At 37.8% G+C, this 13,180-nt stretch carries 13 protein-coding genes; 7 read left to right on the top strand and 6 right to left on the bottom strand.

Going from position 1 to position 13,180, the window contains the following annotated elements:
• Positions 1-67 precede the first annotated feature (67 nt).
• The 4 genes from FJR37_RS05255 to FJR37_RS05240 all read right to left on the bottom strand — a co-directional run bounded on the left by FJR37_RS05255 (position 68) and on the right by FJR37_RS05240 (position 3,708).
• Positions 68-205, bottom strand: coding sequence for a DUF4351 domain-containing protein (locus FJR37_RS05255; protein ID WP_371416098.1), 138 nt, complete (start codon positions 203-205; stop codon positions 68-70).
• Between the two features lie 63 nt (positions 206-268).
• Positions 269-472, bottom strand: coding sequence for a hypothetical protein (locus FJR37_RS05250; protein WP_152608789.1), 204 nt, complete (start codon positions 470-472; stop codon positions 269-271).
• 298 nt (positions 473-770) lie between these two features.
• Positions 771-1,601 (bottom strand): DUF4351 domain-containing protein, encoded by an 831-nt coding sequence (locus tag FJR37_RS05245; protein WP_168465488.1) that lies wholly within the window; start codon positions 1,599-1,601, stop codon positions 771-773.
• A 634-nt stretch (positions 1,602-2,235) separates the two neighbouring features.
• Entirely contained in the window at positions 2,236-3,708 is a 1,473-nt protein-coding gene (locus tag FJR37_RS05240) for a leucyl aminopeptidase (protein ID WP_168465487.1), read from the bottom strand.
• 175 nt (positions 3,709-3,883) lie between these two features.
• Here FJR37_RS05240 and FJR37_RS05235 point away from each other — a divergent pair, with 175 nt between their 5' ends.
• From FJR37_RS05235 to FJR37_RS26840, 7 genes are all read left to right on the top strand, one after another.
• The gene (locus FJR37_RS05235) at positions 3,884-4,384 is read left to right on the top strand and encodes a thioesterase family protein (RefSeq protein ID WP_168465486.1); all 501 of its coding nucleotides are present in this window, start codon (positions 3,884-3,886) and stop codon (positions 4,382-4,384) included.
• Between the two features lie 53 nt (positions 4,385-4,437).
• Complete coding sequence (locus tag FJR37_RS05230; protein WP_039199260.1) at positions 4,438-5,046, top strand: hypothetical protein; 609 nt, start codon at positions 4,438-4,440, stop codon at positions 5,044-5,046.
• A 751-nt stretch (positions 5,047-5,797) separates the two neighbouring features.
• Entirely contained in the window at positions 5,798-6,562 is a 765-nt protein-coding gene (locus tag FJR37_RS05225; RefSeq protein ID WP_174763393.1) for a cobalt-precorrin-6A reductase, read from the top strand.
• Between the two features lie 109 nt (positions 6,563-6,671).
• Positions 6,672-7,007 (top strand): alfin, encoded by a 336-nt coding sequence (locus FJR37_RS05220; protein ID WP_168465485.1) that lies wholly within the window; start codon positions 6,672-6,674, stop codon positions 7,005-7,007.
• Between the two features lie 156 nt (positions 7,008-7,163).
• Positions 7,164-8,009 carry a DNA adenine methylase gene (locus FJR37_RS05215; RefSeq protein WP_168465484.1) on the top strand — a complete coding sequence of 282 codons (846 nt, stop codon included), beginning with the start codon at positions 7,164-7,166 and terminating at the stop codon, positions 8,007-8,009.
• A complete protein-coding gene (locus FJR37_RS26845; RefSeq protein WP_254434517.1) occupies positions 8,002-8,358 on the top strand; it encodes a hypothetical protein in 357 nt (118 codons plus the stop codon). Before FJR37_RS05215 ends, FJR37_RS26845 begins: the two co-directional genes overlap by 8 nt.
• Positions 8,359-8,474: 116 nt before the next feature.
• Positions 8,475-8,882: a hypothetical protein gene (locus tag FJR37_RS26840; protein ID WP_254434516.1), complete on the top strand. Its 408-nt coding sequence runs from the start codon at positions 8,475-8,477 to the stop codon at positions 8,880-8,882.
• Positions 8,883-9,312: 430 nt separating this feature from the next.
• Here the strand turns inward: FJR37_RS26840 and FJR37_RS05205 are convergent, their stop codons facing one another.
• Entirely contained in the window at positions 9,313-12,234 is a 2,922-nt protein-coding gene (locus FJR37_RS05205; protein WP_052149722.1) for a tetratricopeptide repeat protein, read from the bottom strand.
• Positions 12,235-12,509: 275 nt separating this feature from the next.
• Positions 12,510-13,157 (bottom strand): hypothetical protein, encoded by a 648-nt coding sequence (locus FJR37_RS05200; RefSeq protein WP_254434515.1) that lies wholly within the window; start codon positions 13,155-13,157, stop codon positions 12,510-12,512.
• Positions 13,158-13,180 lie beyond the last annotated feature (23 nt).

Genomic DNA, 13,180 nt, shown 5'->3' with positions numbered 1-13,180 from the left:
GTATCCAAAAAAAATCAAAAATTTAGATTCCCGACTTTTTCAAAAAATCGAGAATCTGGAAAAAACCTTATAAACTTCTAGGAATATGTGTATCTAACCAAGTAACTAGATCAGATATTCCTGAAAAATCTAAAAACTCTTCTCCCAATATTTCTAATTGTTCAGTAGGCAATAAACGAATCCGTTCAACTATAAATGAATCCATTTCCCCAAACCGCCGATTTAAAAGACGATTCAGAACGGAAAGCTTCTTTCTGTTCTGATACTTTTAACCGAGACATTCGCCGACATCTGAGATATCGTGAATATCCAGTATAACATCACCAACTGAGTTAGTGAAGGTGGTATCCCACATTGCCTTAGAACATAATTCTAAGGCTCTTGATTGTCTATCAACGAGTTCAATACCCAAATTTTCTCTAGAACTACCAAGTTTTCTAAGGAAAGGTTTATTTTCTTTGTAGCCATTCAAGTCTATTCGGAACCATTACAGTTACTCAAAATATTTATTGACTTTAAATTAACTACAAAACTCTCGTATACATATATAATATTATGAACCTATTGTCGGGAAATGTCAATAGATGCCTGAAGATTTGATGTCCTATTCTTTGCTCCTATTTTTTCTCCTTTCTGTTCACCCTTTTGCAAAATATCCTGGTAAATTACAGATTCTTGCATAATATCCTCACTCAATAATTGACGAATTAGATTTTTCTCGAATCGCAAACCTGCTAAAATCTCAAAAAATCGAGAATCTGGAAAAAATCCTATAAACTTCTGGGAAGGTGTGTATCTAACCAAGTAACTAAATCAGATATTCCTGAAAAATCTAAAAACTCTTCTCCCAATATTTCTAATTGTTCAGTAGGTAATAAACGAATCCGTTCAACTATAAATAAATCCATTTCCCCAAACCGCCGATTTAAAAGACGATTCAGGAAACGAAAAGCTTCTTTTTGTTCACCCTTTTGCAAAATATCCTGGTAAATTACAGATTCTTGCATAATATCCTCACTCAATAATTGACGAATTAGATCTTTCTCGAATCGTAAACCTGCTAAAATCTCCGTGTAAGCAGCAGTATTCTGTCTGGCTGGTACATCTGTAATTTTAGCAATTTCTGTGGCAACCTGGGATAATAATTCTGGTGCGGAATTTGTTTTTGTTAATGGTGCTAAGGGAAGTAATGCGGGGTTATTGAGAAATAAAGCTGAATCTTGCTCCCACATTCGGATGACTCGATGGCGATGATTTGTCATTTCATCAATATAAGCCTCGGTAAAAGCGATTTCATTAGTTGTTTCCTGCAAGAAAATCACCACTTGGGTAACAGGTAGATGATATTGTCTAACTAATCTGACAAAATAATCCAACATTCTTAACGGAATGGGAGTTTCTGATTTGGTTCTAGTTTGAAATTCTAAATGTAGGATTCTGTTTTTTGTTTGCAGCAATATAACGGAATCTGCACGAATTGGTTCAATGCTTAATTCGGTTTTTAAGACTTTGATCTTTTCGACTGTTTCCGGTAATAACCAGTTGGCAAAATCAAGAGGATATTTTTCAGCTAGGATTTTACAGACATTATCAAAACTCACGATTTACACCCTTTTTTGGCTGATAGTCAGTAATTCAATATTCAGGTTTTCTTTTACATCTTCTGGGGGTTCAAACATATACTCAAAACGGCTTGATTGTTTGATTCTAAACGTAGGGATAAAGCAAAAGCTGATATGTGTCAACTTAAGCTCAAATCCCTACCACATCTCGTTCCTAGTCTCTGACTAGGAATGCAGTTGATGAGGCTCTGCCTCTAATATCATTTAAGGCAGAGCCTTCTAGAATTCATTCCCAGTCAGAGACTGGGAACGAGATGAACGAGATGATTTAGCAAAAGCTGATATGTGTCAACTTAAGCTCAAATCCCTACCACATCTCGTTCCTAGTCTCTGACTAGGAATGCAGTTGATGTGTCTGTTAGTCTCAGTCTTGCAAGGTGTGTATCTATGTTTGCTGGATCTTCCGATTCATAAACTTTTGAGCGATCGCACTTTTATCTAAGTAGGTGAACCGAAAAATTTAAAGGTATGTGAAGAAAAGTAAAATCGCCCAAAACTCTCTCCCTGTTCCCTGTTCCCTTGCCTCAACGACAATTTTTAACGCCAACCTACTTAGTTCCTATACAGAAACCGTAGGGACGGGGTTTCCCCGCCCTGTTGAGGTGAAATTAAATTAACTCAAAACCCAGCTAACCAGTGTTCTCACACCAAAACCAGTTGCCCCAGCACCATTGTAGCCATGTTCCTTATCAGCCCAAACTGGTCCAGCAATATCTAAATGCGCCCAAGGGGTATCCTTAACAAACTGCTTGAGGAATAAAGCCGCAGTAATTGAACCGCCATAACGGGGTCCAGTATTTTTCATATCAGCAATACCCGATTTTAGCCCGTCAAAATATTTATCTTCCATCGGCATCCGCCAAATTTTCTCACCGGCATTGTCAGCGGCGGTTTTTAGTTGGGAAGCTACCGTGTCATCAGGTGTAAATAAACCGGCGATATCTTCGCCCAAAGCCACCACACAAGCACCTGTAAGGGTGGCTAAATCAACGATCGCATCTACACCCAATTTATCAGCATAAACCAAGGCATCAGCCAAGGTTAACCGCCCTTCAGCATCGGTGTTATTAACTTCGATTGTTTTGCCATTTGATGCAGTTAAGATGTCTCCAGGGTGCATAGCCTTACCGCTAATCATGTTTTCAGTAACTGCGGAGATAAAGTGAACTTCTACATCTGGTTTTAACTGCCCAATAGCCTTAGCCGCGCCTAAAGTTGCCGCTGCACCACCCATATCCATTTTCATGGTTTCGATCCCACTACCAGCGCCTTTAATGTTCAATCCACCGGAATCAAAAGTTACACCTTTTCCGATAATTGCCAGTTTCCGCTTAGGTGTACCGGCTGGTTTATAGATGAGGTGAATGAATTTTGGTGGTAAATCAGAAGCTTGGGCGACTCCCAAAAATGCCCCCATGCCTAGTTTTTCGCATTCTTCCTGTTCCAAAATTTCCAGTTCTAACCCGTGTTCGTGAGCGATCGCTTGAGCAGTTTCTGCCATAGTAATAGATGTAACCGCATTCGCTGGCGCTGCTACCAACTGTCTCGCCAAAATCACACCGGAAACAATTTGATTTGCACGAGTAATAGCGACTTCTTGTCCAGCTAAACCAAGTAAATCAATGGTTTCGATATTGGGATTTTTATCTTCTGGCTCGGATTTAAAGCGAATATCTTGGTAAAGTGCCAATTCTATGCCCTCAGTCAAGGCTTGGGCTGTGGCGGCTGGGTCATCGTTCCACAATGGTAAACTGATTCCCAAAGTCTTGGTTTTTTGCTTTTTAGCGGTTTTGGCTACAGTTGCGGCTACACGGCGTAAACTGTCTAATTTCAGCGCGTCTGGTTTACCCAAACCAACCACAATCACCTTCTTCACTGGACTAGTCCCAGCTAAACGAATAACAACGGTGCTATTTGCCTTACCTGTAAACTCTTCCTCGGCAATTACTTCTTTTAAAATTCCCGCAAATTTATCATTTAAGTTGACCAGATCACCGGTTAACTCCACCGCATCTTCAAATAGACCAAAGGCTAAAGTATCACCAGTCCAATCTAATAATCCTGTATTTGTAAGTTGAATCGTCATTTTTGTAATTTCTGTCTATCTTGCTTCATGTACCAGTATTGCTCAAATTTTCCGAATCATGGGCGTTTCACGCAACGTCTTGACAATCTGGTAAGATGAAAAATAGTTGACAAATATCCAATTTACAAAGTTTTATCGGTTTTTTAGCCATCCGTTGCTTGTAAAAATTATTCCTATGCCTAAAGAAATCAATCAGCCCCAATTACCACCCACCAGCGCTATTGACAGTGTGACTAATGTTGCATTTGAAAATTGGTTTGAATATCCAGTTCGGTCCCAACCTCACCACACTGATTACGCAGGTATAGTTTGGCATGGTACTTATTTAACATGGATGGAAGAAGCACGGGTAGAATGCTTACGCTCTATAGGCATTGAATTTGCTGATTTAGTAGCTTTAGGTTGTGATTTACCTGTTGTAGAATTGTCAATTCGTTATCATCAGTCGGTGAAATTAGGAATGCCAGTCCTAGTAAGAACACGGATGGCTGAGGTAACGGGAGTGCGAATGAACTGGGACTACACCCTTGTTTCTCCTGATGGTCAGGATTTATATATTACTGCTCTGGTAACGTTAGTAGCTTTGGATCGAGAAAAAGGTAAAATTATGCGTCAGTTACCACCCGCGTTTCAAGATGCTTTGGCGAAAATTTCCGGTTCTCGGAAGATTAGGTAATGGAAACTGGGAACTATAATAAAAAAACTTTTCCAGCAACCCATAGTCTTAATATGTCTAAATCAGTAAAAATATCTGATCATTTAACACAAAAGGTTCGAGAAAAAGAGAAAGAGAAAGAGGAACAACTAATTAATGAACTTAGACTATTATTAAAAACCTTGATTTATCAGGAAGAAGTTACAATTAAAGCCATCATAGATTGTCTTTATGATGTTGGTTCAACTAATTTGATAAATCATAAGCTGCATTTTGGAACTCTCAATAAGACTCTAAAATTTATGACTAAAATGTCGAAGCCAGTATTTAAAATCCTGGCTTGGCAATGGTTTAATAAAAATTGTCCTGAGTTAATTACTAAATGGCTGGAAAGTAAGGTGACATTTGCCAGAGTGGAAGAAACGAAGATAGAGGTGATGGTAGATAATGAAAATCTCAGTTTAGCTTCTATGTCTCAACTTCCAGAAGAAAATCAAGCTAATCAGGTAAAACATCTGCATTTCCAGGTGAAATTGTTAACAGGTATTTTAGTTGTAGTTTTAACTATCTTTTCCGGTAGTTTTATTTGGTTGAATTATTCATTAAAGTTATCGCATTTGCAAACTGTAGAAAAACTCCAAAATCAAGTTAAAATCCTAGAATCTGGTGTCAATAGACATTAGTAAGTAGGTGGGCGTTAAAAATTGTCGTTGGGGCAAGGGAACAGGGAACAGGGAACAGGGAACAGGGAACAGGGAACAGGAAGAGAGTTTTGAGTGATTTTACTTTTCTTCACATACCTTTAAATTTTTCTGTTCACCTACTTAGGAACGCAAATTTAATAACCTGCAATTCTGACTTAACGTGGAATGGTGCGTTACGCTGTCGCTAACACACCCTACTTTTGCACTTTATTTAATTCACATTCCTTAATTAAAAATGATTGAAGAAGGAGTCAGGAGTCAGTAGCCAGGAGTCAGAATCAATCAGTCGAGGATTCAAACCTGCGACTGATTAAAGACCACCAAATCTACGATTTGGTGGGGGTCTTAAACCCAGTTATTCATCCGCCACTCGCACAGAATTCATTCTGAATTCTGACTCGGTGACTCCTGAATTCTGTTCGATAAACATACAGCACTTTGTAGTGTTATGAAGTACAAGAACCCCACCCCCAACCCCCTCCCCGCAAGCGATGAGGGGGCTAAGATGTACCTTATATGATTGAAATCGCTGTAATTTGTGTGTACACGATAGCCACGCAACCTAGGATGGGACTAGTACCGCAAAGCGGAAGTCAAAAGTCAAAAGTCAAAATGAAGACAGTATAGGCTTTTAGAGGATTTAGAATGGTTGGTTTATTTACGCCGTTTTGTACTAGGATGTATTTCATTCAAGTGCAAACTTCGTAGAAATCTAAAATCTAAAATTGATATGTTGCGGGTTTTAATTCTCGGTGGCATTGGTGATGCAGTGGAATTGGCTGCTAAGGTAGCAAATATTCCTGGTATTGAGGCGATCGCTTCTTTAGCCGGTCGAACTCGTAAACCTGCTAATCTTGTTGGTAATGTGCGGATTGGCGGTTTTGGTGGTGTCCCAGGATTGGTTCGTTATTTGCGAGAAATGCAAATTGATATATTAATTGATGCTACTCATCCTTTCGCTAATCAGATTTCTGAAAATGCCGCCGCAGCGACACAGGAAATAGGTATTCCGCGATTAATGGTAATTCGTCCACCTTGGGAAAAATTAGGAGATGATTGTTGGTTAGAAGTAGAAAATAATCTCGCTGCTGCTGCTGTGTTAGCAAATCAAGCTAAACGAGTATTTCTAACAATTGGTAGGCAAGAAATTGCGACTTTTGCACATTTACAGGAAATTTGGTTTTTAATGCGGATGATTGATCCACCAAATACTGATGTTATCGTCCCATCTGGATTAATTTTATGCGATCGCGGTCCCTTTACTTTAGAAAACGAACAGGAAATCCTGCTCAAATACAATATAGATACCATTGTTAGCAAAAATAGCGGTGGTAATGCCACCTATCCCAAAATTATCGCCGCTAGGAAACTCGGAATTAAGGTTGTGATGGTAAATCGTCCACCAGTACCCCCAGGAGAACAAGTTCCAGACGTAGATAGTGCGTGCAAATGGTTGTTTGACAAGTTGGATATTTCGTTACAGAATGGTAAATAATCCTATAATCTTACAATTGATGTTCTAAAATTTTATAATACATAACAGATCTTGGGATATATGGAATATATGTAACACTTACGAACGAGGAAATTATTTATTTTTTAATGTGCCTTTATACTCAAGTAATACTGAGTGGCAATTAATTGATGTGAGTGATAATGAAACTGAATTTCATATTTTAGGTGTTTTACCTGGATTGATTCAACTCCCTTACCCTCCATCACATAAATCAACTGCCTCTCCCATGATTAATTATCAACCTACTATTGAAGAAAGATATGATTGGACACTTGAATTTGCTAGACGACTTGATGCTTGGTTAGCTGCTATTATTTTATATACTGTTAGCTTATATCAGCAAGAAGATAAACTTCAAGTTTTTAATATAATAAATTCGATGGACTCCATATCTGATGTATGTACTGATTGGGAATTTGATTAATATGAATGTCAATTAAACTGGGAATAGTCCAATAATTCTCAAAAATCCAGATTTTCTCCAAAAATATAGTATAATTGTGACTCTATACGAAAATATTAATTATATAGTACAATGGTATTAATGAGCTATTGTACTATATAATTTGCAGGTCATAAAATGGTATTAGTTAATCCGTTAGTCAAACCCTTTGTAAAGTGGGCAGGAGGAAAAAGACAGCTTGTACCGACAATTCTAGCCAATTACCTCCCTAAAAATTATAATCTTCAAACCTACTACGAGCCTTTTATTGGTGGTGGTGCGCTTTTATTTAGTCTGCAACCTAAAAAAGCTGTCATTAATGACAGTAATGCTGAATTGATAAATTGTTACAGAATAATTAAAAATTCTTTAGATGAACTAATTGAGGATTTAAAAAATCACAAAAATGATGAATATTATTATTATGAGATTAGAGACTGGGATCGAGAAAAGAATTTTAAGTCTAAAACAGAAGTTCAACGAGCATCGAGAATTATTTTCTTAAATAAAACTTGTTATAATGGGTTATTTAGAGTCAATTCTCAAGGTCAATTTAATGTACCTTTTGGCAAATATAAAAATCCAAACATTTTAGATATAGCCGTTTTAAAAGCAGTTAATAAATATTTAAATGAAAATCAAGTTACAATATTAAACTCTGATTTTCAAAAAGCTGTTAAAGATGCAAAGCGAGGAGATTTTATATATTTTGATCCTCCTTATGATCCGGTTTCTGAAACTGCTTCTTTTACTGGCTACGATGTTAACGGTTTCAATAAACAGGAACAGAGAAGATTAAAAGAGGTATTTGATGATCTAAATAGTAGAGGTTGCCATATTTTACTAAGCAATGCTTATACAGAATTTATCGAAGACCTATATAAAGATTATCTGCACACAAAAATATCAGCTATAAGAGCGATAAATTGTAATGGTAAAAAAAGAGGTAAAGTAGATGAGATTTTAGTAAAAAACTATGAGTGATACAAATATTAAAAAAACAGAAACCAAAAATGATCGTGCCTGGGAAGAATTATTTACAAAATACTCTATTTTGGAAAAAATCAATGAAATAGGATACTTTGAGATAGAGTCAAATAGTATTAATGAATTCAGAGAAAGTAGGTTAATGGCTAAGTTTGATCATTATGAAACTTTGCCTAAAATTTTTAAACAACATAAGCTGTCTATATTACCTATTTCCAGAAAGAAATATATAATAGGCAGATTTGATACTTACCTAAATGTTGATTATGACCCTTTTCTAGAGCCTACTCCTGTTGATTTTCCTTCCAGTATAGAAAGTATAGATTATTGTAATCTCCAGAAATAATCACTCATGATGATGTATCTGAAATATTTAAATCTATTACGATAGCGCCTGAACCAACAGATATTCCATTTCCACAAGCAAATACATTTGCAAGAATTATAGATTTACTAACAATTTTGTTAAATAAAGAACTTACAAAAGAAGAGATTACAGCAAATTATCAATTTAATCAACGACAGACTAATTATTATACTGATGCTGCTAGATATCTTGGATTTGTTGATAAATATAAAGACATAAATACTAAGGAAATCAACTTTAAGTTAAGTGATGAAAGCACCGATTTTTTAAAAAAAAGGCATAAAATAAAAATACTATATTTTATTAGAAAAATTTTACAATGTCAGGTTTTTTATAAAACTTTTGAATCTACCCTTTCAAATGGTGAAATACCGGATAAAAATGAAATTATTAAGATAATTTTATCCTGTAACTCAAAGTTAAATCATAAAACTGCGGATAGACGTTCTAGCACAGTTAGACGATGGATAGCATGGATATTAAGTATGATTTCTGATGAGTAAATTAGATATAGAGGTGTAAGATAATAGCCTATCCCTCTTAGAGGATGTTTGAAAAGTCGTATCCCGTAATTTTCATCACATTGTTACCCCCCTTTCCCCTTATAAAGGGGGGTAACAATAAAAATCCAGTTCCCTCCCCTTGTAAAGGGGAGGGTTAGGGAGGGGTAAAAAATATTTGATACATCAACCATAACTTTTCAAACACCCTCTTAAAGTTTAAATATATTAAGAGGGATAATTAAAAGACATTACCAATGATGATCATTATCATTAATTGGGAACTTTATTTCTTGGCAGTCCCTTAACAGCGAAACCTAACAAAATCCTTGATAATGTTGGGTTTCGTTCCTCAACCCAACCTACCGTATAATTACTTTTTAGGCTTAACCGAGCAGTATTACCTTAACAGTCAACTGTTAACAATCATCTCTTAATAACTCAGAAAATCCTGAGAAATAGCAAAGGTTTCGCTAATGATTTCTGATGCTAATTGATTCCTATATCGCGCTTCGCTATCAGATTTAAGTAGAGGATAGTCCTGATGACCATTAGAAGATGATTGAGATTGTAAATAAACTCCCATAGCTACACTGGGTAGATAGCTAATATTGTAATTTGCCACCTTTGCAGAGGCTACCGAAACAAAAGACAGATTAAATAAACTGTGCAAAGGTAACTTGTACAAGTCACGGTGGGGAATTAAAATGATTGTCTCTACCCCTTCCAATTCTTGAATAATTGTGGAAATATTCAAGATATTTTGCAACTCTAATAGTTTGGATAGTGTTGCTGACTGTTGCCAATCTGCTAACCATTGTTCAAGCTCAATTAAGCGTCTTACTCCCTCTGGAATTGCTTCTATATCTTGGATAGGTGTAAAAAGTAAAATGGGAGATGGGGCTTGATCTTTGATAATGAATGTGTGCAAAGCGGCTGGACTAATATGCCAATAAATTATAGCTGTGGAGGGATTCAGTAATTTCTGAATAACGTAATAATTTCCCGACTGAAGTTGATAATTTAAATCAGGTATTAACCACTGTAAACAATTATTTTTACCCTGTTCAGCGATTTCCCAAGCTTCTACTAAATCTCCTGTATTTACAGCCAAATCAACTGCTAGTTGTCCCAAACCTACGAATTTTAGTAACAGTTGTTTTTTATTTTCATCAGAACGAGTGGGCTGAGTGAGTAATTGTTGTAATAGTTCAATTCCCCATTTTTGTAGTTCTTGTGCGGTTGTTGTTTCTCCTAAGCAGACAAGGACTTTGGCGAGAAGTTGCAAAATTTCTAAATGGAATTCGGGAAAATCTTCTGGTGTTAGGGTGGATAGTGCCAATTGGTATTCAGACATGGCATGATGCCAATAATCCCGATGTGCAGTTTCTTTTTTGCCTTGCTCGTAATAAGTATTACCAACAGCTATATGTAATCTTCCCCAACCTTCTGGATGAGTATCGGGGCGAAGATATTTTAAACCTTCTTGATAACTGGCTAATTTGCCTTCATAACCGCCTAAGTTCAGGTTGGGATTGGCGGCAGAAATGCTACTAACGATAATTAGTGATGATTGTTGGGGGGTGAGATGACCAGCAGCCGCCCCTCTTCCTAGCCAAGCTTCCCAATAGTCTAGTTTCATTTCCAAGGCACTGTCATAGCAGGAAATGGCTTGAGGGAAACGATCTAGGTAAAATAGGGCTACAGCTTGATTATACCATGCCGGATGGAAATCGGGTTTGATGGCGATCGCTTGTTGATAGGAGGCGATCGCATCTTCCCGACAACCTAAGTTTTCAAAGGACACACCCCGGTTATACCAAGCTAAATAAAATTCTGGTTGCACAGCCAGGGCTTGATCCCAAGACTCAATCGCTTCTGACCATTGTTTTAAACTAAATAGCACTACCCCCCGGTCTATCCATACTTCATGATAGTTGGGTTCGAGATGGAGAGCTTGGTCGTAACTAGCGATCGCCTCTGCATATTGCTCAACCACAGCTAAAGCTATACCTCGGTAATACCAAGTTTCCGCATCTTGGGGTTCTAAATTCAAAGCTTGATCATAACTATCAATGGCTTCCCCGATCAAACCTAACTTGAGTAATGCCAAGCCTCTGCTAGACCAAGCTGGTTGGTAATTTGGTTGAATAGCGATCGCTTGATTAAAAGAAGCAACAGCCGCATCAAAGTCTCCCAACTCACCGAGAATACCGCCTCGGCTATACCAAACCTTATAGAAATCGGGTTTGAGAGCCAGTGTTTGGTCATAAGCAGCGATCGCCTCTGTAAACCGTTGCAAATAAAACAGTGTCAGCCCCTGATTAAACCAATATTCATAAGCTTGAGGTTGGATTTGACTAGCTCGTTCATACAAATCCAAAGCCGCTAATAAGTTTCCAGCCTTAGCTTGCTGTAACCCTTCATAAAATAAACTTTCTGCCGGATTAGTAACAACCATTTGTGATCTAGATTGCTGCACAATCTGACCATCACGAATTGCCAATTCCGACGCTAACTGCTGAACAAGATTGTTACTTTGCTCTAACCGCACCACCAACTCATCGAAAGTGGATGCTAACTGCGGTTCTAAATTTACCCAAGGCTCATGCCAGCTTTTCTCCATTCGAGATTCTGGATCGGCAATTACATCCTCAACATTCTGGGAAAATTCCTGAATTTTATGCTCATAACTCTGATAGTCATTTTCCGTTTTGGCAGTATTGTCAAAAATATCTTCAGCCAAAGACTCATGACTTAACTCTAGAGACTCACTAGTGAATAGATCCTCAACCATTGGGGATTGTGGATGACTCAGAGGTTCCATTTCCTGATATTGCCAGATTTGCTCCCCAAATTGGCGCAGCAATTCTTGACCAGGAGTATCTAACTCCTCCTGTGTAGGGATGGAAATTTCCCACTCCTGTGACTCTTGCGTACTTTCATACTCCTGATTAAGATTGCGCCGCAATAGCTGCATCCCAATGTCATAGGACAAGTTACTAACCTCTCCAATACTCAACTCACCCAGTTTCACCATCCGCTCCGCTAACTGAAGATTCGGTGCGGGAGAAGCTAATAATTTGTCTCCAAATATCAACAGCCAATCTATCCAACGGTCAACAGTAATACGCGGTTCCATCCGCTGTAAATACTTGAATGCCCATTGTTGTCCTCGCGCTTGATGTACTCCTTCTAGGAGTTCGTTAAATAAGGACTCTAGATCCGCATTCGTAAGTTCTGGTGGTTGATCTGCCACCAGATTGCCTTGACTAGACTTGGGATCACTTATCCCAAGACTGCCAAAGGGGTACTGTAAAAATCTGTTAAGCCACTGCAAGAGCCACCTGAACATCTGCCAATTTATGGGATTTTCTTTCTCCTAGATTGTAGCTATTGTTGTGTCAAAAAAATTATTAATTACGGAAAGGTCTAGAAAATTTAATAGACCTGCGTAACAATACTAATAGCTACACCGAACAAATCAAACTTGAGTTATGGGACTTGTCTTCATCAGACTGAGTTAAAAATCCTTTTTATACTATTTCACAAAAAGCGTAATTTTCCCTAATCCTGTGTTTCCTAGAACTGAAGACTATAATCACGAAAAGTGTCAGTCCTCAGTTTTTATTATACAGAAGGTTCGTTCGCTTCATTATACTGATTAACCAATGCCTGAATAATCTCTTCGGGATTTTGTGTTTCCACTCCTAGTTGTTGGGAGATTTGCTCACATAGGTTCTCATCCTGTTGTAACATCATCAACAGTTCATCTAGGGTAACAGTTTTGTATTCCCCTTCGGATAAATTTTCCTCTGTGTTGGCAGATACTAAGGGATTACTCTCCACTAGATCAGGACCGTCATATTCCCAAATTGGTTCTCCTGGATTAAGTGTTAAGACTTTCATGCCTATATTGTAGGACAGATTACTGATTTCCCCAACTCCTAGCTCACCAAGTTGGACTAATCTGGCTGCTAATTCATTATGAGGTTTAGCAGATGCTAATAATCTGTCTCCAAGACGGATTAACCATTCTAACCACTGTTCCGTACTAACACGATGTTCAAGACTATGTAACCATTTTTGCGCCCAAGCTTGTCCCTTGACTTGATGAACCCCTTCTAGTAGTTCTGTAAATAGAAATTCTAAATCTGTATCACTTAGGGGTGGAGCTACTTGTGTGCGGACTTCCTCTCGACTGAGGGTGAGATTTTGTTTACCACCAAACAAGTGCCGAAAAATTTTTTTGAGCCATTGAATTAGCCGCTTGAACATTTGATGCACCATTGATGTTGCCT

The organism is Aphanizomenon sp. UHCC 0183 (assembly GCF_009712065.1).
Lineage (GTDB): Bacteria > Cyanobacteriota > Cyanobacteriia > Cyanobacteriales > Nostocaceae > Dolichospermum > Dolichospermum heterosporum.
The sequence above is the reverse complement of the archived record's forward strand: the minus strand, read 5'-3'. Positions and strand labels throughout refer to the sequence as shown.